The organism is Streptomyces sp. NRRL S-1813 (assembly GCF_000719605.1).
Lineage (GTDB): Bacteria > Actinomycetota > Actinomycetes > Streptomycetales > Streptomycetaceae > Streptomyces > Streptomyces decoyicus.
In genome coordinates this window covers 371,678-394,883 of sequence record NZ_JOHB01000002.1, presented here as the reverse complement: position 1 = coordinate 394,883, position 23,206 = coordinate 371,678, and the positions used below count along the sequence as shown (strand labels likewise).

Genomic DNA, 23,206 nt, shown 5'->3' with positions numbered 1-23,206 from the left:
GCCGAACACCGTGGCGAAAACGCCGCAGGTGTTGTGTAGCCTGACGCGGCCATCGCGTCGATGGCTGGATCTTTTCGCGGTACGACAGGAGCACACACGATGGCTGCCTCCGCCCCTGCGGGTTCTTCGTCCGGGGCCGCCGTACGGCATCGCTTGCGGGCGTGGATGCTGGAAGGCCTGACCGATATGGCCAAGCGCCATCCCGGTCCGCACGCTGGCCCACAGGCCGCCCACAAGGGGCAGCGGTGGTGGCGGGTGATGTGTCTGACGGGTGTGGACTACTTCTCCACCCTCGGCTATCAGCCCGGTATTGCCGCCCTCGCCGCCGGCCTGCTGTCGCCGATCGCCACCATCGTCCTGGTCATCGTGACCCTCGCCGGCGCGCTCCCGGTCTACCGGCGGGTGGCCAAGGAAAGCCCGCACGGCCAGGGCTCGATCGCGATGCTGGAGCGGCTGCTGTCCTTCTGGAAGGGCAAGCTGTTCGTCCTGACCCTGCTGGGCTTCGCCGCCACCGACTTCCTCATCACCATCACCCTGTCGGCGGCCGACGCCTCCACCCACCTCGTGGAAAACCCCCACGTCAACAGCGTCCTGCACAACCAGCAGATGATCGTCACCCTGGTCTTGGTCGCCCTGCTCGGCGCGGTCTTCCTCAAGGGCTTCCTGGAGGCGATCGGGGTCGCGGTCGCCCTCGTGGGCCTCTATCTCGTGCTCAACGTGGTGGTGGTCGTCGTCGGACTGTGGCATGTGGCCACCGCCCCGCACGTGGTCACCGACTGGTCCCACGCCCTCACCATCGAGCACGGCAACGCCGTCGCCATGGTCGGCGTGGCTCTGCTGGTCTTCCCGAAGCTGGCGCTGGGCCTGTCCGGTTTCGAAACCGGCGTCGCCGTCATGCCGCACGTCGAGGGCTCCCCGGACGACACCGAAGAGCGCCCTACGGGCCGGATCCGCGGAACGAAAAAGCTGCTCACCACCGCCGCCGTGATCATGAGCGGCTTCCTGATCCTCACCAGCTTCATCACCACCCTGCTCATCCCGGAGGGCGCGTTCAAGCCGGGCGGGGAGGCCAACGGCCGCGCGCTGGCCTACCTTGCACATGAGTACCTGGGCTCCGCCTTCGGCACCGTCTACGACGTCTCCACCATCGCCATCCTCTGGTTCGCCGGTGCCTCCGCCATGGCCGGACTGCTCAACCTCATGCCGCAGTACCTGCCCCGGTACGGCATGGCGCCGCACTGGGCGCGGGCGGTGCGCCCGATGGTGCTGGTCTTCACCCTCGTCGCGTTCCTGGTGACCTGGATCTTCAACGCCGACGTCGACGCCCAAGGCGGCGCCTACGCCACCGGCGTCCTGGTCCTCATCAGCTCCGCCGCCATCGCCGTGACCATCGCCGCACACCGCGCCGGTCAGCGCGGCTGGACGATCGGCTTCGCGGCGATCTCCCTGGTCTTCCTCTACACCACCGTGGTGAACGTCATCGAGCGGCCGGACGGAGTGAAGATCGGTGCCTGTTTCATCGCCGGCATCATCCTCGTCTCGTTCCTCTCCCGCCTCGCCCGCGCCTTCGAACTGCGGGTGACCGACGTCGCGCTCGACGAGATGGCGGAACGGTTCATCCGCGACATCGCGCACCGCAAGGTCCGCTTCATCGCGAACGAGCCCGACCAGCGGGACGTGGCCGAATACCGCGACAAGCTCCAGCAGATCCGTACCGACAACGATCTCCCGGCGTCCGAGGACTTCATCTTCGTCGAGGTCACCCTCGGCGACCCCTCCGAATTCGAGAGCGAGCTGAGGGTCCGCGGCGAGGTGCTGCACGGCCGCTACCGCGTGCTGTGCCTGGAGAGCTCCACCATCTCCAATGCGCTCGCCGCCCTGCTGCTGCACGTACGGGACGCCACCGGAGCCCGGCCGCACATCTACTTCGAGTGGACCGAAGGCAACCCCTTCGCCCAGTTCCTGCGCTTCTTCCTCTTCGGCCAGGGCGAAGTCGCCCCCGTCACCCGAGAGGTCCTGCGCGAGGCCGAACGCGACCGCGAGCGCCGCCCCCGCGTCCACGTCGGCTAAACACACACAGCGACTTCGTGTCAAGGATGCGATAAAGACAAGCGACACGACATCAAGGAGTCGTCAGGAGAGCCGACGCCCACGCGCATCCTGCGTAGTGTCGGCGGAATGGGACGGCGAACCGCTCCCGCCGCGGCGTCGCACGCCGGACGGCCGGACACAGCCGTCGACCGCCACTGGCGTGCGGATATGCGACGCGCCCTGCAGTACTCCCTGGCGTTCGTCGGACTGCTCATGGTGCTCGACTGGGGCGAAGGCAGCCTCACGCTGCCCCGCGCCATGCTCTGGGCCGTGCTCGGGATCGGTGTCCTCGCCGTCTTCCTGCCGTCGCGCGTGGCCGCGGGCGACGGGTGGCTGGCGGTACACGGCCTCGTGCGCGAACGCCGGGTGCGTACCGACGCGCTGGTCTCCGTGCGGCGGTACGGCGGCATCGCTGCGCACCTCGTGCTGCGGGATACACACGGGAAGTGGCTGGAACTGGACCCTCGTGTCCTGGAAGCCAATCCGCTGATCTGGCACCTGCTCGACGCCGGCGCCCGCCGCTCGCTGGCGAGTGGAACGCTGCGCCACGGTACGCAGGTGCTACAGGAGTTGACAGACCGGATCGACGGACAGGAAGCGCGCGCGGTGCTCACAGCTTCCGGTCTGCTGTGAGCGCTGCGGTGCGCACGAGGTGGGCAGGCAGGTGTGGCACACGGGGGGCAGGGACATGGGGCGGCACGCGAAAACGGTGCGGTCGGGTGCCACACGGCAGCGAGCGGGTAAGGGAACCGCACTGAGGTCGGCGCTCTCCTCGTACTCGGCGTCATCGCCCTGGCGGGCCTGCTGCTGCGCATGCCGCTGAACGACTTGCGCTACACGACCGGCCTGTCCGGGACGCCCGGTACGTTTTCCGCCGAGCATTGCCACGCCGTTCGCTCGGGCCGTGTCACGTCGCTCACCTGCACGGGCAGCTTCGTCGCGGCGGACGGCCGAGGTACCGACCACACGGCACAGCTCATTGACGTGCCGGCCGACCATGACCAGCCTGCTCGCCATCGGGTGCTGTACAGCGGCGGTGCTGTCATTCATCGTCGCGGTGGTGACCGTGTGGTTCCCCGTCTGACCCGCTCCCCGTGCAAGCCGTGAGCAGCCCCGAAACAAGCACGCAGAGAGGAATCATTGGTGCGACCGGAGCCGGCGGACGTCTTCGCCCCCATCAGCCAGACCCGCACGTCTGCGGACTGCGGCCGCGCCTGGTCTTCACCGCCCCACCCGGCGAGGATCCCCAGCAGTGGCGCGATCTCGTCGTGCCGGGCGTGCGGCTCGGCCCGCTGGAGTTCGAGCCGGAACTCATCGCGGAACCGGAGCCGGGTGCGGTGGTCACATCCATCGCCTTCCACACCCAGACAGCCGTCCTCGAAAACCTTCAGCTGATCGACGGGAGCTGTGCCTGGCCCGCATGCCGCGGCACGCACGAGCATCCGATGAGCCTCGCATCGGACGGCGAAGGGGGCTGGCCGTGCTGGCGCTGCCCCCCGACCCGTCCTACCGACGGCCGGTCGGGCAGCATGCCGGGTGGGGTGACAGGCATTCCGGGCAGGCCGGCGCCCGAGCCGGAGTCCGTCACAAGGTGTTAAGGCGGTGGCAGGAACCCGACAACACCCGGTAGGTTTCCTTGCGGAGTGCCGGGAAGTCTGGTCGGCGGCGGTTCAGCAACAGCCAAAAGCCATCGAGAGACGAGTACGTGACCGACCTTACTGCCCTCCTTCTCCTCGTCGTCTTCGCCACCTTGGTGGCCACGGGCGCCCGCCACTGGCGCATTCCCGCTCCCTCGCTACTGGTCGTCGGCGGCCTGCTCATCGGGCTATTGCCGTGGATCCCGGACATCCAGGTGGCGCCCGAAGTGATCAGCGTGGTCGTACTCCCGCCGCTGCTGTACGCGTCCGCCGAGGAGATCCCGTGGCGCGAACTGCGCGTGGTGTGGCGGCCGGTGACCGTCCTCGCCTTCGGCCTGGTGCTGGCCACCGCAGCCGCCGTGGGGGCGGTGGCCTCCGCGGTCACTCCGCTCAACACCACCATGGCGTTCGTTCTGGGCGCGGTGCTGGCCAGCACCGACCCGGTGGCGGTGACGGCCCTCGGGCGCAAGATCGCGCTGCCGCCCCGCATCCAGGTGCTCGTCCAGTCCGAAAGCCTCTTCAACGACGCCACCAGCCTGGTGCTCTTCAAGGTCGCGGTGGGCACCGCCATCGCCGCGCATGCGGTGACGCTCCCCGCGGCCGGCGGTCAGTTCCTGGCGCTGGGCGGGGGTGGGGCACTGGTCGGCGGTGCCGTCGCGGGGGCGGTGGCGCTGATCCGGCGGCGGACCGAGGACCCGATACTGGAGACGGTGATTGCCCTGGTCACGCCGTACGCCGCGTATGTACTCGCCGAGGACCTGCACACCTCCGGCGTTACCGCGGTCGTGGTTGCGGGAGTGGTGCTCGGCAGCACCGGTCACAAGCTCACCAACGCCACCATCCGGCTCCAGGTGCACGCCGTCTACGGCACGGTGATCTTCCTGCTGGAGAGCGTCGTCTTCGCCCTCATCGGCCTGGAACTACCCGCTCTCGTACGTCAGTTGAACTCGGGCGAGCACAGCTGGCCGCTCGGTGTGCTCGCGGTGGCCGCCACCGTGATCGCCGTACGGCTCCTCGGAGTCGTCCCCCTCTCCACCGTCATGCAGCGCCGCCGCGGCAACGGCCCGGTCACCTGGCGCATCCCCGCGGTGGTCTCCTGGGCCGGCACCCGAGGCGTCATGCCGCTGGCCGCCGCCCTCTCCATCCCCCTGACCGCCGACGACGGCAGCCCACTGCCGCACCGCCCGCTGATCCTGGTCCTCACCACCGGCGTCGTCGTCCTCACCCTCGTCCTGCAGGGCTTCACCCTCGCCCCTGTCGTCCGCTGGTCCAAGATCGCGCTGGAGCCGGAGCACACCGCCCGCGAAGAAGCCCGCGCCCGAGCCGGCCTCGCCAAGGCCGGACTGGACTGCCTCGACGAACTCGAAGCCGTCGAGGCCGCGCCCGTCACTCTCATCAACCAGCTGCGCCGCGGGCTCCTGGCCCGCCTCGACCAGGCCGACGCCGACCAGGACGACGACACCGCGCCCTCCTCGTCCTCCGCCACCGGCTACCGGGAACTACGCCGCACCGTGATAGCCGCCGAAACCGCCACACTCCAGCGCCTGTACGCGGACAACCACATCAGCGACCTCACCCGGCGGCGGCTGCAACGCAAACTCGACCTCGAAGAGGCCGGACTCGGCGACGAGTGACCCGGGCGAGTACGCCACCGAGCCCAAAAGCCAACCTCAAAACCGGTCCCGGAACTTGACGCCGACCACCAGAAGCCCGACAAGTGACACCGCCACCAGCAGCCCCACGATCCGCTCCACGCTCACGACACCACCGCCGACATCATCGCTCCGCACATCACGGACCTCCTCAGTGCTCGACTCATCCCGATCGACTCCACCGTGTAGGCCGAGGGGCTGGCATACGAACACCGAGGCCGGTTCCCTAACGGAACTCGTACGGGTATGTGCCCGACTGGAGGACACCTGCGTCGCAGGCGTCGGTGCCCCGACCCATAGGTGTCCTGTGCCATCGAAGAAACGGTGAGCCCTCAACACCATTACCGTCGCGAAGCATGAAGCGCAAAAGGGGAAGTAAAGGGCGGGATTGCTGGTTCGGGCAGTGGGCGCAGCTTCCGGAGCATCTGGTGGCCGCGTGGCCCTGGTCCTGAGGCCCGGACCGGATCAGGGCCGCTCTGTTCTTGCTGCCCGCTGCGGCCGGCCCGGCTGCGCACCCTCGCTCCTGCTCGCCGGAGCCCTCGGAGCCGAGTCTCGGACAGCCGCCCGCATGGCGCCGCGAACACTCCGAAGCCGAGATCATCGCCAGCCTGCCCGGCCCCGGCGCTGATCAGCGTCCACTGCTGCGAGGTGCGGCGCCGCTTCACCCCATCTGGAACACATCAAGAACGCCGGCAGCCACCACTGAAATCAGGCCAGGCAGGGGAAGCCGGAATAAGGTCCGTACGCCACCACACGGACCGACGGCGCGCGGCTTGTGCGCGGCCGGTTCACGAGGCGATCCGGGATCAACGGGGAGGGACAATATGACAGTCCACGACGCACGCATGGCGCACACGCCCCGCCTGTCCATGCCGGATGTCTCCGATTCTCAACTCCGGTCCTCAGAACCCCTGCATCGCGCGATACACGCCGCGCACCACACGTTGCGCGACGCCTCCGTGGACCCCTCCGACCTCGACGCGATCATCTACGTCGTCCAGCGGCGACAGGTCCCGACCCGCTGGCAGTCCGCCCGCGTGGCGTACGCCCTGGGCGCACGGGAAGACGTCGCCGCCTTCGATGTCCCCGGGCCACGGGCCGCCCGGAGCATGGCCACGGCGCTGAGCACGCCCGGCGAACCGGTGCGCCGGGTGCTCGTCATCGAAGCAGAGGGAACGGGACAGCCGTCCGCGTCGCTCATCTTGGGCTGAAGCCGTGCGCCGAACCCTCCACATCCGGCTTATGCCGGATGTCTCATGCCTTGTCTCTCATATCTCGTGCCTCATGTGCGGCCCTCCTGTCCGGTGGGAATCGCGACCGGAACCGGTGCGGCCGGCAGGGAGACGACCATCGTCAGGCCGCCTCCGGGGGTCTCTTCGGGGGTGAGGGTGCCGCCCATCGCCTCCGTGAGGCCGCGGGAGAGGGCGAGGCCGAGCCCGAGGCCGGTGGTGTTGTCGGTGTCGCCGAGTCGCTGGAACGGCTCGAACGCCCGCTCCCAGTCGGGGAGTTGGATGCCGGGGCCGCGGTCGATGACCCGCAGTTCCACGTGCCCGGCCAGCGCGCTGGCGCCGATGGTGACCGGGCGCCCGGCGGGCGAATGACGTACCGCGTTGGAGACCAGATTGGCGATGACGCGTTCCAGCAGCGGCGGGTCGGCGAGCACATCGGGGGTGGTGTTCAGGCCCTGGGTCACCACGTGTACGAGCATCTGCGGGGATGAGTCGGGCAGGGTGTCGAGGGCGGTGGAGAGCACCTCGGTGAGTGCGGTGGGCTCCAGGCGCAGGGTCAGCGCGCCCGCCTGGAGCCGGCTCATGTCGAGGAGGTTGTCTACCAGGCGGCTGAGTTTGGCCAGGGATTCCTCGGCGGTGGCGAGGAGTTCCTCGCGGTCCTCGGGTGAGAAGTCCACATCCCGGCTGCGCAGCGAGCTGATGGCGGCCCAGCAGCCGGCCAGGGGTGTACGCAGGTCGTGTCCGACCGCGGCGAGCAGTGCGGTGCGCATCCGGTTGGCCGCCTTGACGGGTTCGATCTCGGCGGCGGCCTCGGCGAGCCGGCCGCGGTCGACGGCGGCGGTCAGATGCGCGGCGAAGGCCGTGAGCACGCGGTGCTCGGAGGCGGGGAGGCTGCGCCCGCTGAGCACCAGCACGCTGTCGTCTCCTATCGCGACCTTGGTCTCGTGATCGTGGTCGGGCACCGGGCCGCTTACGGCGGCCGGCTCCGGCTCTCCCTTCCGGGGGCGTAGCTCGATGCTGTCCATGCCGAAGGTCTCGCGGGTGCGTTCCAGGAGTGCGGGTACCGCCCGGTCCCCGCGGAGGATGCCGCCCGCAAGCGAAGTCAGGGTCTCGGCCTCCGCGGTCGCCCTCGCGGCCCGTCGGCTCAGGCGCAGTGACCGGTCGACGATGGCGGCGACGGTGACGGCGACGATGGTGAAGGTGGCCTGGGCGACGACGATATTGGCCGAGGCGAAGGTGAAGTGGCCGATGGGCGGGATGAAGTAGTAGTTCAGCAGCAGGGATGTCGTGATCGAGGCGAGCAGGGCGGAGACCACGCCGCCGATGCAGGCCACGCCCAGCACCGTGAGCAGGAAGAGCAGCGCCTCACTGGTGAGGTTGAGAGCGAGAGGGCCTGAGACGGCCCGCAGGGCCAGGGTCAGCAGCACGGGCAGTACGAGGCCGACTACCGGTCCGGCCACGCGGCGTGAGCGCGGCAGACCGCTGCCGGGGGTGGCCCATCTTCTCCCCTGACCGGCATGTTCGTGGGTGACCGTGTGGACGTCGATGTCTCCGGAGAGCTCGACCACGGTCTCCCCTACGCCGCGGGGCATCAGCACCCGCCGCAGCCGGCCTCGGCGGCTGGCGCCGATGACCAGTTGGGTGGCGTTCTGGGCACGGGCGAAGTCCAGCAGGGCGGCCGGCACATCGTCACCGACCACCGAGTGGTAGCTGCCGCCGAGGCTCTCCGTGAGCTGCCGCTGCCCGGCCAGCGCGGCGGGTGAGGAGCCGGACAGGCCGTCGCTGCGGGTGATGTGCACGGCCAGCAGGTCGCCGCCGGAAGAGCGGTCCACGATGCGGGCGGCGCGGCGGATCAGGGTCGCGCCCTCGGGCCCGCCGGTGAGCGCCACCACCACCCGTTCACGGGTCTCCCAGACCCGGCCGATGCGATGCTCGTCCCGGTACTTGCGCAGCGCCTCGTCCACCCGGCCTGCCACCCACAGCAGTGCCAGCTCCCGCAGCGCGGTGAGGTTCCCCAGCCGGAAGTAGTGCGAGAGTGCCGCGTCGACCTTCTCCGGCGGGTAGACGTTGCCGTGCGCCATACGGCGCCGCAGTCCCTCGGCCGGCAGGTCGACCAGCTCGATCTGGTCGGCACGGCGGACGAATTCGTCGGGCACGGTCTCGTGCTGCGGCACCCCGGTGATCTTCTCGACCACATCGCTGAGTGAGTCCAGGTGCTGGACGTTGAGCGTGGCCGCGACGTCGATCCCGGCGCCGAGCAGTTCCTCGACGTCGCGCCACCGCTTGGCGTTCCGGCCGCCCGGTGCGTTGGTGTGGGCGAGCTCGTCGATGAGCACCACCTGCGGGCGCAGCTCCAGCACCCGGTCCAGGTCGACCTCGGCGAAGTCCGTACCGCGGTGTCTGCGCGTGACCCGCGGCAGGACGTCGAGTCCGTCGAGCATCGCCTCGGTGGACGCACGGCCATGGCACTCCGCGAAGGCCACCACGACGTGCGTACCCCGCGCGGCCCGGCGCCGCCCCTCGTCCAGCATCCGGTACGTCTTGCCCACCCCGGGAGCAGCCCCGAGGAAGACCTTGAGTCGGCCGGGACGCTTCCCCGGCCCGTCGGTCACATCGCCGCCCCGCGCCATCACGTACTCCTCCACGTACCCCCTTCGGGGAAAGCGGCACGCCGGGCGGCATGGCGAAGGGTGTCCCATGGCATGGCACCGGTCGGCGTGCAAGGTTCCTGGAGGAATCGTCACTTCGCGTCGGCAAATACCGGGAGAGAGTTCGAAGACGTTGACGCAACTCTGACCCACCCGCCGACGCTCTGCCGTCCTCCCACCGGCTCCTTCGGCCGATGCAGGGCACTCGTCCGCGTACCGCTCCCGCCCGTCCCCGCTCCCCCAGGCGCCCGGCCACCGTCATGGCGCCGGTCGGGGCCTCCCATGCCGACGTAAGGGAAAGCCAACGAACCGCGGCGGCCCCACCAGCGACATTTCGATGAACCGAGCCCGTTGCGCCGGCGCGGCAGCGGAATCATGCCCCGCACCGTCAACAACGCGTGAAGAACACTCCTTCGCCCGGCAAGGGAACGCAAAGGCCCGCAGACGGCTGCCGCCGTGCCGCGCACCCTGAGCTGGTCCAAGAGCAGCACAGCACCACTGCACCACCATGCCGTACGGAGGTAGACGAACGATGTCGACGGTGTCCCAGCCCGACGGCCGGTCCGGCGCCCGACACGACGACCGGCCGGAGGAACCGCCGGATACGGCCACCGCCGCCCCCGGCGCCACGCCGACCCCTGAGCCCGACGCCCGCCACCGCCTCACCGCCCTCCAGGGCCTGGCCGCGCTGTCCCTGGACGCCATGGCGTCCGTCGCGTACGGCCCCGAGTCGATCGTCCTGGTCCTGGCCGCGGCCGGCGGCTACGGCCTCGGTTTCACCCTCCCCGTGACACTCGCCATCGCCGCGCTGCTGACCGTACTGGTCGCGTCCTACCGCCAGGTGATCGCCGCCTTCCCCGACGGCGGCGGCTCGTACACGGTCGCCAAGGCCCACCTCGGCCGGCGCACCGCCCTGGTCGCCGCGGCCTCCCTCATCCTCGACTACATCCTCAACGTCGCCGTCTCGGTGACCGCCGGCGTAGCGGCCCTGACCTCGGCGTTCCCCGCCCTCTACGACGACCGCGTCGGGCTCTGCCTCGCAGTCCTGGCCCTGATCACCGCCCTCAACCTGCGTGGGATCGTCGACTCGGCGAAGGCGTTCCTCGTCCCCACCGCGGTCTTCATCGGGGCGGTCCTGACGATGGTCGTCGTCGGCCTCTTCCGCACCGCACCCGCCTCCACCGCCACCGCCGACGGGCACCCCTCCCTCCTCGCCCACCAGGCCACCGCCGTCGGCGCCCTGCTGCTGCTCAAGGCATTCGCGGCCGGCTGCTCGGCGCTGACCGGCGTCGAGGCGGTCGCCAACGCGGTGCCGTCCTTCCGGGCCCCCGCGGCCCGGCGCGCCCAGCGGACAGAGGTCGCACTCGGCGCGCTGCTCGGGGTGATGCTGATCGGGCTGTCGGTCCTCATCGGCCGCTTCCACCTCCAGCCGGTCCAGGGAGTCACCGTCCTCGCCCAGCTGGCGGACGCTTCGCTCGGCCACAACTGGGCTTTCTACGTCGTCCAGTTCGCCACGATGACCCTCCTCGCGCTGGCCGCGAACACCTCCTTCGGCGGCCTGCCCGTCCTCATGGGCCTGCTCGCCCGCGACAACTACCTGCCGCACGTCTTCGGCCTGAAGGCGGACCGCCAGGTCCACCGCCACGGTGTGCTGGCCCTCGCCGCCGTCGCCGCGGCCCTCCTGGTCTTCTCCGGCGGCGACGTCAACAGCCTCGTGCCGCTCTTCGCCATCGGTGTCTTCGTCGGCTTCACGATCTGTCAGATCGGCATGGTCCGGCACTGGCGCCTCGAACGCTCCCCCGGCTGGCGCGGCAAGACTCTGCTCAACGGTTTCGGCGCGCTGCTCACCGGCGTCTCGGCGGTCGTCGTCACCGCTACCAAGTTCACCGAGGGCGCCTGGCTCGTCCTCCTCGCGCTGCCGCTTCTGGTCCTCACCCTCGAGGCCGTACACCGGGCCTATGCACGGATCGGCGAACGCCTGGGCCTGGGCCGGGTACCGGAGGCCCCACGCCGCGCCCAGTCCCTCGTCATCGTGCCCGTCTCCCACCTGTCCCGGCTGACCTACGAGGCGCTGAATGCGGCGGTGTCCCTGGGCGATGAGGTGGTGGCGGTCACCGTCACCTGCGGCGCGCCCGAGGACCGCCCGGCCGCCGAGGCCCTGCGTCGCGACTGGGAACTCTGGGACCCCGGCGTGGAGCTCCTCGAACTCCCCTCCACGGCCCGCTCCCTAGGCCGCCCGATAGCTGATTACGTCACCGGTCTGACCGCCCGCCGCCCCGACACCCGCATCACCGTCCTGATCCCGGAAGCCGAACCCGCCCATCTGTGGCAGCGGCTGCTCCAGAACCAGCGCGGGGCGGTCGTCGCCCACGCGGTCCGCCGGGACACCGACGCGGTGATCTGCCGACTGCGCTTCCGGCTGGAGAGCCCGGCTGGACAGTGAGCCGGGCCGGGCGGGCCGGCGACACCCGTTGTCGGCCCGCCACCGTCATGGAGCTATCAGGGTCGCCGCTCCCCACGTATGGGAAGCGCCAACAAACCGGTGACCGCTCCACCGGGGACGTTCGATGAACCGAGACAGAAACGCGGGAGACGGAGTCGCGGAACGGAATCGCGGCACGGTCGTTCGATCGCGGTACAGAACAAGGAGCGTGGCGCATGGGCGGCCCCCTCGGTCGGCGCGTCGTGGTCGGTGTGAGCGGCTCGCTGGGGAGCCTTACGGCTCTGCACCGGGCGGCCGCCGAGGCCCGGGTGCGGGGCCGGGGTACGGAGCTGTGGGCCGTGCTGGCCTGGGAGCCGCCCGGTGGCGACATCCTCCACCGCGGCGGGTCCTGCCCCCCGTCATTGACCGCCACCTGGCGCCGGATGGCGAGCGAGCGGCTCGCTGAGGCACTCGCTACCGCCTTCGGGGCCGAGGGGCCGGGAGTCCCGCTCCAGCGCCTGGTCGCACCCGGCAAGCCTGGCAAGGTACTGCTGGCGGCCGCCGACCGGAGCGACGATCTTCTGGTGATCGGTGCCGGAGCCCGCGGCCGGCTGCGCCGCGCGATGTGGCCCTCCGTCTCCCGGTACTGCGTGGCCCGCGCCTCCTGCACCGTGCTGACCGTGCCGCCTTCTCCTCTGCACCAGGCGCTCGCGACGGTGCACCGCCGGAATGTCTGGAAACTCCCGCTCAGCACAAGGGAGCTGGCGGACTGACTGTCCCTCTGGGGGGGGGTACGCCAACTGTCGCCGCCGTCATCTGCAGGGGGGATCGCCGCCGAGGTGAGCCCAAAAGGGGCCTTGGGTGATCTTGGTCAGTGGCGCGGACGTCAGCGGGGGAGCACGCCCTGCCCCTTCGGCGGTGCGGCGGCATCGGGATCATTCATACTCTCCTTCCTGCCGAGCCTGCGCCGGCAGCGCCTCCGCGACGTCATTTCGTCCCGTCTTCGGCCTGGTCAACGCCTGTATCCGCCGCTTCGTTGGCGGTGTCGCCAAGGATCTGCCGAGCGAGAGGTGCCACCAGCTCGGGATCGGTGCCACTGCCGGGTCCGGTCATCCGTGCGTGGACCGTCGAAGGTGGCGTCAGCGGCTGTCTTGAGCCGCTCATGGAGCCGATCGTTGCGCAGCGGGCGCGGACCGCCGCTGGCCGAAATGGAGGCACAGGTCGCCTCGCGGACGTTAGAGATGCGTCAACGTCGCGCTAACGGCCGTAAGGGCCCCGTCAAGGACGGGCGAGAACCAGCCACCGGTGCGATTCCCTCTTCTGGTCCGTTCAACCAGACCTCTCCTCAGGAGTTCACGATGGCCGATGTGGCCTTCGTCGTCACCACGATCGCGGTCTTCGCGCTGGTGGCCCTTGTCGCCAAGGGGGTGACGAAGCTGTGACCGCCGAAAACCTCATCGGCCTGATCGTGGCCGTCGCCCTGCTGGGCTATCTCGTCCTCGCCCTTGTGTTCCCGGAGAGGTTCTGAGCCGCAGATATGAGCCCCGTTCTTGCTGATGTACTCCAGGTCACCGCGCTCATCGGCGCGCTCGCCCTGGTGCACCGCCCGCTCGGCGACTTCATGGCCGCCGTCTACTCCTCCAAGAAGCACCTGCGCGTAGAGAAATGGATCTACCGCAGCGTCGGCGCCAACCCCGACGCCGAGATGCGCTGGCCCGCCTACCTGCGCGGCGTCCTCATATTCTCCGGCGTCAGCGTGCTCTTCCTCTACCTGCTGCAGCGCGTCCAGGACAAGCTGCCGCTGTCGCTCGGCTTCAAGCCGATCACCCCGGACCAGGCCTTCAACACGGCCGCCTCCTTCATCTCCAACACCAACTGGCAGTCGTACTCGGGTGAGGTGGCCATGAGCCACATCACCCAGACCGCCGGTCTGGCCGTACAGAACTTCATCTCCGCCGCCGTCGGCATCGCGGTCGCCGTGGCGCTGGTACGCGGCTTCGCCCGCTCCCGCACCGGTGACCTGGGCAACTTCTGGGCCGACCTGGTACGCGGCACCGTCCGCATCCTGCTCCCGCTCTCGGTGGTCGCGGCGATCATCCTGGTGGCGTGCGGCGCGATCCAGAACTTCGGCGACATCCACCACATCACCACGCTCAGCGGTGCCAAACAGGCCATCAGCCCCGGCGCGGTGGCCTCCCAGGAAGCCATCAAGGACCTGGGCACCAACGGAGGCGGTTTCTTCAACGCCAACTCCGCGCACCCCTTCGAGAACCCCAACGGCTTCACGAACCTGCTGGAGATCTTCCTGCTCCTGGTGATCCCGTTCTCGCTGCCGCGGACCTTCGGCAAGATGGTGGGGTCGATCAAGCAGGGTTACGCGATCGTCGCGGCCATGGGCATCATCTGGTTCGGCGCCGTCCTCGCGGTGACCTGGCTCGAGTACGCCCACCCGGGCACCGCCTCGCACCTGGCGGGCGGCGCGATGGAAGGCAAGGAGCAGCGGTTCGGCGAGGGCGCCTCGTCGCTCTTCTCCGTCTCCACGACCATGACCTCCACCGGGTCGGTCAACTCCTTCCACGACTCGTTCAGCGGTCTGTCCGGCGGCGTACTGCTGCTGGGCATGATGCTCGGTGAGATCACACCCGGCGGCACGGGCTCGGGCCTCTACGGCATGCTGATCATGGCCATCATCGCGGTGTTCCTCGCCGGCCTGATGGTCGGCCGTACTCCGGAGTACCTGGGCAAGAAGATCAGCACCCGTGAGATCAAGCTCGCGGCCTGCTACATCCTGATCACCCCGGCGCTGGTGCTGATCGGCACGGCTGTCGCCATGGCCCTGCCGGACGGCAAGGAAGCCATGACCAACATCGGGGCGCACGGTTTCTCCGAGGTGCTCTACGCATTCACCTCGGCCTCGAACAACAACGGCTCCGCCTTCGCCGGCTTCGGTGCCAATACGCCGTTCTTCAACACCGCCCTTGGTCTGTGCATGCTGCTCGGCCGGTTCCTGCCAATGGTGTTCGTGCTCGCCCTGGCCGGCTCGCTCGCCGAGCAGAAGCCGGTTCCCGAGACTGCGGGCACCCTCCGTACCGAGAAGCCGCTCTTCACGGGGCTGCTGGTCGGCACTCTCCTGATCGTCACCGGTCTGACCTTCTTCCCGGCGCTGGCCCTGGGCCCGCTCGCCGAAGGGCTGTCGTCATGACCACCGATTCAAAGAAGCACGAGGACGACATGTCCACGGTTACCCCGACCCGGGCGCCGCACAGCGATGTGCCCACCGGGCACAAGGACGACGGGCGCGTGGGCGCCGGTCTGTTCGACCCGAAGCAGCTGGTCAAGTCGCTGCCCGACGCCTGCCGCAAGCTCGACCCACGGGTGATGGTCAAGTCCCCGGTGATGTTCGTGGTCCTGGTCGGCTCGGTGGTCACCACCGCCTTGGCGCTCAAGGACCCGGGCAGCTGGTTCGGCTGGGTCATCGCGGCCTGGCTGTGGCTGACCGTCGTCTTCGCCAACCTGGCGGAGGCGGTCGCGGAAGGCCGGGGCAAGGCACAGGCCGACACCCTGCGCAAGGCCAAGACCGACACGGTCGCGCGCCGGCTCAACGGCGATGCGGAGGAGCAGGTCCCGGGCACCGAGCTGCGCATCGGCGACCTGGTGGTCTGCGAGGCGGGCGACATCATCCCCGGTGACGGCGATGTCGTCGAAGGCGTCGCGTCGGTCGACGAGTCGGCCATCACGGGTGAGTCGGCTCCGGTCATCCGGGAGTCCGGCGGTGACCGCAGCGCGGTCACCGGCGGCACGAAGGTGCTCTCCGACCGCATCGTCATCAAGATCACGACGAAGCCGGGCGAGACCTTCATCGACCGGATGATCAACCTCGTCGAGGGTGCAGCCCGCCAGAAGACGCCCAACGAGATCGCGCTGAACATCCTTCTCGCTTCGCTCACCATCGTCTTCCTGCTGGCGGTCGTCACGCTGAAGCCGTTCGCCCTCTACGCAGGCGCGGACAAGCAGACGTCGTTGATCGTGCTGACCGCGCTGCTGGTCTGTCTGATCCCGACGACGATCGGCGCCCTTCTGTCTGCCATCGGCATCGCCGGCATGGACCGGCTGGTGCAGCGCAATGTCCTGGCGATGTCCGGGCGCGCCGTCGAGGCGGCGGGCGATGTCTCCACACTGCTGCTCGACAAGACCGGCACCATCACCCTCGGCAACCGCCAGGCCGCCGAGTTCGTCCCCGTACGCGGCACCACCGAGGCCGAGGTCGCGGACGCCGCCCAGCTCTCCTCGCTGGCCGACGAGACCCCCGAGGGCCGTTCCATCGTCGTCCTCGCCAAGGAGAAGTACGGGCTGCGCGAACGGCACCAGGGGGAGCTGACCGGCGCCGAGTGGGTGCCCTTCACCGCCCAGACCCGCATGTCGGGCGTGGACGCGGACGGGCGCAAGGTCCGCAAGGGCGCATCCGGTTCGGTCATCGCCTGGGTCCAGGAGCACGGCGGCGAGGTCGCCGAGGACGCCCAGCAGCTGACCGACGCCATCTCGCAGGCCGGCGGCACCCCGCTGCTGGTCGCCGTCGAGGACGACAAGGGCGCCCGAGTCCTGGGTGTCATCCACCTGAAGGACGTCGTCAAGGAGGGCATGCGGGAGCGGTTCGACGAGCTGCGTCGGATGGGCATCAAGACCGTCATGATCACGGGTGACAACCCGCTGACGGCCAAGGCCATCGCCGACGAGGCGGGCGTGGACGACTTCCTCGCGGAGGCCACGCCCGAGGACAAGATGGCGCTCATCAAGCGCGAACAGGCCGGCGGCAAGCTGGTGGCCATGACCGGCGACGGTACGAACGACGCCCCGGCCCTCGCGCAGGCGGACGTCGGTGTGGCGATGAACACCGGTACGTCGGCCGCCAAGGAGGCCGGCAACATGGTCGACCTCGACTCCAACCCGACCAAACTCATCGAGATCGTCGAGATCGGCAAGCAGCTCCTGATCACCCGAGGTGCGCTGACCACCTTCTCGATCGCCAACGACGTCGCGAAGTACTTCGCGATCATCCCGGCGATGTTCTCGATCGCCTATCCCGGCCTGGACAAGCTCAACATCATGGGCCTGGCCTCGCCCGAGTCCGCGATCCTGTCCGCCGTCATCTTCAACGCGCTGATCATCATCGCGCTGGTGCCGCTGGCCCTGAAGGGCGTGCAGTACCGGCCGATGAGCGCCGACAAGATGCTCCGCCGCAACCTCGGCATCTACGGCCTGGGCGGACTGATCGCCCCGTTCATCGGCATCAAGATCATCGACCTGCTCATCACCCTCATCCCCGGAATCGGCTGATCGCCATGAACAACTCCGTAGCAAGCACCCTCCGCCTGGCGTGGGCGTCGCTGCGCATCCTGCTGGTCCTCACGGTCGTCTGCGGCGTCATCTACCCGCTGGCCGTCACCGGCATCGCGCAGGGCCTCTTCCACGACAAGGCCAACGGTTCCGAGGTGAAGGTCGACGGCAAGGTCGTGGGCTCCGAGCTCATCGGGCAGAGCTGGAACATCAAGGGGACGGACAAGCCCGACCCCAAGTGGTTCCAGGGCCGACCGTCCAACAGCAAGTACGACCCGATGGCGACCGGCTCCAGCCAGCTCGGTGCCAGCGACCCCACGCTGGTCAAGAACGTGAAGGCGGCGAAGAAGCAGGTCGCTGATTTCAACGGCGTGCCGCAGTCCGAGGTCCCCAAGGACGCGGTCACCGGTTCGGCCTCCGCCATCGACCCCGGTATCTCTCCCGATTACGCCGAGATCCAGGTCAAGCGGGTGGCCAAGGCCAACAAGGTGGGCGTCGAGCAGGTCGAGAAGCTGGTGAAGGCGAACACCGCGGGCCGTACTGCCGGCTTCCTCGGCGAGCCCTCGGTGAACGTCCTGAAGCTGAATATCGCGCTCAAGGAACTCGCCCAGAAGTGATCGTGTCGCGGGCGGCCGTCGGAAGCCGGCCGCCCGCGGCGCCACGTACGTACAGAAAGGTGACACCGATGACCCGGGTGCTGGCGGTCGAGGACGAACCACCGCTCGTTCGGGCTCTGGAGATCAATCTGAAGGCGCGCGGCTACGACGTGGAGACCGCGCCCGACGGTGCACATGCGCTGCGCCGCGCCGCCGCACGCCCGCCGGATGTCGTCCTGCTGGACCTCGGTCTGCCGGACATGGACGGCATCGATGTGATCAAGGAGTTGCGGGGCTGGAGCCGGGCGTCCATCTTGGTGGTCTCCGCTCGCCGGACCTCCCAGGAGAAGGTCACCGCACTCGACGCGGGTGCCGACGACTACATCACCAAGCCGTTCGACATGGATGAGCTGCTGGCGAGGCTGCGCGCCGCGGCTCGCCGGGCCGAGGCCGGGAAGCCGGCCGTCGGCACCGCGGTCATCGAGACCGAGGGCTTCACCATCGACCTCCTCGCCAAGAAGGCCCGGCGTGAAGGGCGTGACATCCGGCTCACCCCGACCGAGTGGCATCTGCTGGAGGTGCTGATACGCAACAGCGGCCGGCTCGTCGGCCAGCAGCAGCTGCTCCAAGAGGTATGGGGTCCTTCCCACAGCACCCAGACCAACTATCTTCGCGTCTACATGGCTCAGCTGAGGCGCAAACTGGAAGCGGATCCGGCACATCCGCGGCACTTCTTCACCGCGCCCGGCATGGGATACCGCTTCGACCCCTGACCATGCGGGCCTCAGCCCTCAACCGAAGAATCACAGGCACGACACGGAGAGCGGGACCACGTGGCACGCGGCAAGCTTCGAATATATGTCGGCGCGGCACCCGGCGTCGGCAAGACGTACGCGATGCTGTCCGAGGCACATCGGCGTGTGGAGCGCGGTACGGACTGCGTGGTCGCCTTTGTCGAGCATCACGACCGGCCGCGCACCGAGGTGATGCTGCACGGCCTGGAACAGGTCCCCCGCAAGGAGCTGGCGTACCGCGACACGGTCTTCACCGAGATGGATATCGACGCGGTCCTGGCACGCCGGCCGGCCGTGGCGCTGGTCGACGAGCTGGCGCACACCAACGTCCCCGGATCGCGCAACGAGAAGCGCTGGCAGGACGTCGAAGAGCTGCTGGAAGCCGGGATCCATGTGATCTCCACGGTGAACATCCAGCACCTGGAGTCGCTCAGTGACATCGTCGAGTCGATCACCGGCATCCGGCAGAAGGAGACCGTCCCCGACGAGGTGGTGCGCCGCGCCGGCCAAATCGAGCTCGTCGACATGTCACCCGCGGCGCTGCGCCGCCGGATGGCACACGGCAACATCTACAAGCCCCACAAGGTCGACGCGGCCCTGTCGAACTACTTCCGGCCCGGCAACCTCACCGCGCTGCGTGAACTGGCGCTGCTGTGGGTGGCCGACCAGGTCGACGAGTACCTGCAGGAGTACCGGAGTGAACACCGGGTCTCGAAGATCTGGGGCTCACGGGAGCGGATCGTCGTCGGCCTGACGGGCGGCAGCGAGGGCCGTACGCTGATCCGGCGCGCCGCCCGGCTCGCGGAGAAGGGCGCCGGCGGCGAAGTGCTGGCCGTCTACATCGCCCGCAGCGACGGGCTGGCCGCCGGCTCGCCCAAGGAACTCGCCGTCCAGCGCACCCTCATCGAGGACCTGGGCGGCACCTTCCATCACGTCATGGGCGAGGACATCCCCTCCGCCCTGCTCGAATTCGCCCGCGGTGTGAACGCCACCCAGATCGTGGTGGGATCCTCCCGGCGCAAGGCATGGCAGTACATCTTCGGCCCCGGTGTCGGCGCGACCGTCGCCCGCGATTCGGGACCCGACCTCGATGTCCACATCGTCACGCACGAGGAGGTCGCCAAGGGACGCGGGCTGCCCGTCGCCCGCGGCGCACGGCTCGGACGGTCCCGGATCATCTGGGGCTGGCTGGTCGGATCGGTGGGGCCGGCGCTGCTGACCCTGCTGCTGTCGTACGTCGAGGCGAGCCTCGGTCTCGCGAACGACATGCTGCTGTTCCTCATGCTGACGGTGGCGGCGGCGCTACTCGGCGGGTTCTTGCCGGCGCTGGCGTCGGCCCTGATCGGCTCGCTCCTGCTGAACTGGTTCTTCACACCACCGGTGCACCGCATCACCATCGCGGACCCCAAGAACATCCTCGCTCTGGTCATCTTCGTGATGGTGGCGATCTCGGTCGCGTCCGTCGTCGATCTCGCGGCCCGGCGTACTCATCAGGCGGCGCGGCTGCGTGCCGAGTCCGAGGTCCTCTCCTTCCTGGCAGGCAGCGTGCTGCGCGGTGAGACCACACTGGATGCCCTCTTGGAGCGGGTGCGCGAGACGTTTGCGATGGAGGCCGTTGCCCTGCTGGAGAGGGAGGACGAGACGGCACCCTGGACCTGTTCGGGCAGCGTGGGCGACGTCAGTCCGCTGGAACGCCCCGAGGACGCGGACGTCGATATGCCCGTCGGCGACCACATGGCGCTCGCGCTGTCCGGCCGCGTCCTGCCCGCCGAGGACCGCCGGGTTCTGTCGGCCTTCGCGGCACAAGCCGCCGTCGTCCTCGACCGCCAGCGCCTCCAGACCGAGGCCGACCACGCCCGCAAACTGGCCGAGGGCAACCACATCCGCACCGCCTTGCTCGCCGCCGTCAGCCACGACCTGCGCACACCATTGGCAGGCATCAAGGCCTCCGTCACCTCCCTGCGCTCCGACGACATCGAATGGTCCGACGAGGACCAGGCCGAACTCCTCGCGGGCATCGAGGAAGGCGCCGACCGCCTCGACCACCTCGTCGGCAACCTCCTGGACATGTCCCGCGTCCAGACCGGCACCGTCACCCCCCTGATCCGCGAAATCGACCTCGACGAGGTCGTGCCGATGGCGCTCGGCGGCGTGCCGGAGAGCAGCGTCATCCTCGACATCCCCGAGGAGCTGCCGATGGTCGCCGTCGACCCGGGCCTGCTGGAGCGATCGGTCGCCAACATCGTCGAGAACGCGGTGAAGTACAGCCCCGACGGCGAACCCGTGCTCGTCTCCGCCAGCGCACTCGGCGACCGCGTCGAACTGCGCGTGGCCGACCGCGGCCCCGGCGTCCCCGACGATGCCAAGGACCGCATCTTCGCGCCCTTCCAACGCTACGGCGACGCACCGCGCGGCGCAGGCGTCGGCCTCGGCCTGGCCGTCGCCCGCGGCTTCGCGGACGCCATCGGCGGCACCCTCACCGCCGAGGACACGCCCGGCGGCGGTATGACGATGGTGCTCACGGTGCCCACCGCCGCGGGTCATCTGCCGACCCAGCCTGACCTTCCGGCCGCGGTCACCTCGTGACCGGCCGGAGCCGGGCCCCTCTCCCGTACGCGTAAGACGCCTTCGGCGCCACTCAGGTACGCGGGTCCCTCGGATGCGGGTGCGGTTGCACCCCCGTCATCAGGAAGTCCAGGCCGCGCCGGGTCGATGCCACCACGACCCGGTCGCCGGCGCGCAGGACCCTGCCGTGAGAGGGCCGCCAGTCGAAGCCCGGCCGGTCGAGACGGAGGCCGCCGAGCGTGTCACCCGAGGCAGAGGAAGGAGGAGCGGCCGCGGAGCCGATCGCCAGCACCCGCCATTCGTTCTCGCGGAAGGCCTGGTGGAGGGAGCGGCCCTCCAGCTCCGGGTGACCGGCGACGTCCACGGTGGTGAAGAGGAGGGAGCCGCGTTCCACCGGCATGACGCCCAGGACATGACGGCCCATCATGGCGGCGGCGAAGGACGGTGCGGCGAGCGCCGAGACGCTGCGGCTGCGGGTGGTGGCATCAGGGTAGGAGGCGCGCATCGTACGGGAGACGGTGGCGGCGAAGTCGTCGTCGTACAGCCGCATCACCACCCGCACCTGGGGGTTGCTCTCGCGGGCAGCCATCGCGATGTCGAGGTTCTCGCCGTCGTCGCGGGTGAGAACCAGCAGCGACTTGCTCTGGCTGATCCGGGCGCGGTCGAGGACACCGGGGCTGCCGGCGTCCTCCAGGAGCAGCGGCACACCGAGTTCACGGGCGAGGGCGACGCCGCGGGCGTGCGGATCACGCTCTATGACGACCATCTGGTGTTCGGTGGTGCGCAGTTGGGCCAGGACGCGGGTGCCGATCTTGCCGAGGCCGACCAGCACGATGTGATCGGTGAGATCATCGCCCGGAGGGTGTCCGACCGATGCCGTACGGAACGCCTCGGTGGCTTTCATCGTGGCGGCCACCACAAGCGGCAGTACGGCCAACCCCACGAATCCGGCGATCAGCTGGAGCACCCGGCGGGCCGGGGACTCGTCGGTCGCCGGGTCGCCCATGGTGAAGATGTCCAGCAGCGGCAGATAGAGCGACTTCCACAGCGGTTCGGACTCGAACAGGGCAGTGGCCCCCGCCAGCACCAGCACCACCGCCGCCAGTACCCCGAAGACCGCCAGCACCTCGCGGGAGAGGAACACCTTCCACGGCAGATGCGCCAGCCGGTCCCGCAACCAGGCACCGTAGCCGCGCCGGTCGCGCGGCGGTGCAACGGGCGGGTGGTGATGGGTCACCTCCTCCAGCATCAGCCGGCCGTGGGTGAACTGCCGGTGGTAGGCGGTGAAGGTGTCGGGCAGCAGCTGGGTGCCCTCCTCCCCCGGCGTCTCAGGGCTGTCCTCGCTCGCCGGGTCGTCCTGATGGGCGCCGGACAGTACGGCTAGCGTGGCCAGGTCGGCCGACCGGAGCGGGGTGCGTGCAGCGCGTACGACGCCGCGGAAGACCTGGCCCTCGACCTGGAGGGTGTGTCCCTGACCGACCGCCGCGGCGGACACCAGCTCCGGGACCGCGGTGTCGGTGTCGGACAGCACCGTGGTGGACATGTCCAGCGACGCGTCATCGGTCCGGCCGAGCGCCAACACGGCCCGGTCCAGCAGTCGTTCGAGATGGCTGCCGCGCTCTCGGTTGTACATGCGGATGACCAGGCGGATGGTTGGGTTGAGGGTGCGGGCGAGCAGTGCGGCGGTCACGTTGACCTGGTCGTCACGGTAGGTCAGGGCGAGCGCGGCGGCCCGCTCCACCCCGGCGGCACGCAGCATCTGTTCGTCCGGATGGGCGGCCACCAGCAGTTCGACCGGCGACTGCGGATCACGGTGCAGGGCGGCGATCTCCGGCGCATGGCCGTCGCGCCCCGAGGGCAGCACCACGGTGACCGCCTCACCGCAGACAGCATCCAGCGTCACCGCCAGACGGTGCGCGAGTCCGTCGTTTCCGCAGATCACCATGTGCTGCGAGCGCTGCCCGAAGGGCATACGCAGATGGAGAGTTGACATCACGTCATCAAGATTGCCGGGGCGGGGCGCGCGGTTCCGGTGCGCACAACAGTTCGGCATCAAGATTGCGTATGGCCTGATGGCGCCGATCGTGGCACACCGTCAGAGAGCCGCAAATTCCGTACGTGACATGACGTGCGCCGCTCGGTGGCGCCATAGGTTCGATCACGGCCGGCGGATGCGCGAGGCGACGGCGCTCCGCCCACCGGCCTGCCCGACCTCGGCCACTGTCTCTCAGACCACCC

Annotated in this window: 16 protein-coding genes; 14 read left to right on the top strand and 2 right to left on the bottom strand. The window is 69.4% G+C overall.

The annotated features are described in order from the left end of the window. Positions 1–99: 99 nt before the first annotated feature. The 5 genes from IF67_RS0106450 to IF67_RS0106420 all read left to right on the top strand — a co-directional run bounded on the left by IF67_RS0106450 (position 100) and on the right by IF67_RS0106420 (position 6,591). Complete coding sequence (locus tag IF67_RS0106450) at positions 100–2,070, top strand: APC family permease (RefSeq protein WP_030983012.1); 1,971 nt, start codon at positions 100–102, stop codon at positions 2,068–2,070. A 189-nt stretch (positions 2,071–2,259) separates the two neighbouring features. Next, positions 2,260–2,724: a hypothetical protein gene (locus IF67_RS0106445; protein WP_234340990.1), complete on the top strand. Its 465-nt coding sequence runs from the start codon at positions 2,260–2,262 to the stop codon at positions 2,722–2,724. A 180-nt stretch (positions 2,725–2,904) separates the two neighbouring features. Next, on the top strand, positions 2,905–3,198 hold the full coding sequence (locus tag IF67_RS43585; RefSeq protein ID WP_158713044.1) for a hypothetical protein: 294 nt from the start codon (positions 2,905–2,907) through the stop codon (positions 3,196–3,198). Between the two features lie 598 nt (positions 3,199–3,796). Beyond that, positions 3,797–5,362: a Na+/H+ antiporter gene (locus IF67_RS0106430; protein WP_030983006.1), complete on the top strand. Its 1,566-nt coding sequence runs from the start codon at positions 3,797–3,799 to the stop codon at positions 5,360–5,362. A gap of 842 nt (positions 5,363–6,204) precedes the next feature. Then, positions 6,205–6,591 carry a hypothetical protein gene (locus IF67_RS0106420; protein ID WP_030983005.1) on the top strand — a complete coding sequence of 129 codons (387 nt, stop codon included), beginning with the start codon at positions 6,205–6,207 and terminating at the stop codon, positions 6,589–6,591. Between the two features lie 71 nt (positions 6,592–6,662). Here IF67_RS0106420 and IF67_RS0106415 read toward each other — a convergent pair whose 3' ends face one another. Beyond that, positions 6,663–9,239 (bottom strand): ATP-binding protein, encoded by a 2,577-nt coding sequence (locus IF67_RS0106415; protein WP_030983003.1) that lies wholly within the window; start codon positions 9,237–9,239, stop codon positions 6,663–6,665. A gap of 550 nt (positions 9,240–9,789) precedes the next feature. Between IF67_RS0106415 and IF67_RS0106410 the strand changes: the two genes are divergently transcribed. From IF67_RS0106410 to IF67_RS0106370, 9 genes are all read left to right on the top strand, one after another. Continuing rightward, positions 9,790–11,700, top strand: coding sequence for an APC family permease (locus IF67_RS0106410; RefSeq protein WP_030983002.1), 1,911 nt, complete (start codon positions 9,790–9,792; stop codon positions 11,698–11,700). Positions 11,701–11,915: 215 nt separating this feature from the next. Beyond that, the gene (locus tag IF67_RS0106405) at positions 11,916–12,452 is read left to right on the top strand and encodes a universal stress protein (protein WP_030983000.1); all 537 of its coding nucleotides are present in this window, start codon (positions 11,916–11,918) and stop codon (positions 12,450–12,452) included. Between the two features lie 468 nt (positions 12,453–12,920). Next, the gene (locus IF67_RS41165) at positions 12,921–13,121 is read left to right on the top strand and encodes a hypothetical protein (protein ID WP_158713043.1); all 201 of its coding nucleotides are present in this window, start codon (positions 12,921–12,923) and stop codon (positions 13,119–13,121) included. After that, positions 13,118–13,207, top strand: a complete 90-nt coding sequence (gene kdpF / locus IF67_RS40745; protein ID WP_018542562.1) for a K(+)-transporting ATPase subunit F — start codon at positions 13,118–13,120, stop codon at positions 13,205–13,207. The genes IF67_RS41165 and kdpF overlap by 4 nt, the downstream gene beginning before the upstream one ends. Positions 13,208–13,216: 9 nt before the next feature. Further along, entirely contained in the window at positions 13,217–14,881 is a 1,665-nt protein-coding gene (gene kdpA / locus IF67_RS0106390) for a potassium-transporting ATPase subunit KdpA (protein WP_030982998.1), read from the top strand. Beyond that, entirely contained in the window at positions 14,878–17,013 is a 2,136-nt protein-coding gene (gene kdpB / locus IF67_RS0106385; protein WP_030982997.1) for a potassium-transporting ATPase subunit KdpB, read from the top strand. The genes kdpA and kdpB overlap by 4 nt, the downstream gene beginning before the upstream one ends. Positions 17,014–17,018: 5 nt before the next feature. After that, a complete protein-coding gene (gene kdpC, locus IF67_RS0106380) occupies positions 17,019–17,630 on the top strand; it encodes a potassium-transporting ATPase subunit KdpC (RefSeq protein WP_030982994.1) in 612 nt (203 codons plus the stop codon). A gap of 68 nt (positions 17,631–17,698) precedes the next feature. Next, the gene (locus tag IF67_RS0106375) at positions 17,699–18,382 is read left to right on the top strand and encodes a response regulator (protein ID WP_030982993.1); all 684 of its coding nucleotides are present in this window, start codon (positions 17,699–17,701) and stop codon (positions 18,380–18,382) included. Between the two features lie 60 nt (positions 18,383–18,442). After that, positions 18,443–20,989 carry a sensor histidine kinase gene (locus tag IF67_RS0106370; RefSeq protein ID WP_030982991.1) on the top strand — a complete coding sequence of 849 codons (2,547 nt, stop codon included), beginning with the start codon at positions 18,443–18,445 and terminating at the stop codon, positions 20,987–20,989. A 52-nt stretch (positions 20,990–21,041) separates the two neighbouring features. On the opposite strand, the gene IF67_RS0106365 is transcribed toward IF67_RS0106370, so the two are convergent. Then, complete coding sequence (locus tag IF67_RS0106365; protein WP_063754306.1) at positions 21,042–22,961, bottom strand: NAD-binding protein; 1,920 nt, start codon at positions 22,959–22,961, stop codon at positions 21,042–21,044. Between the last annotated feature and the right edge of the window lie 245 nt (positions 22,962–23,206).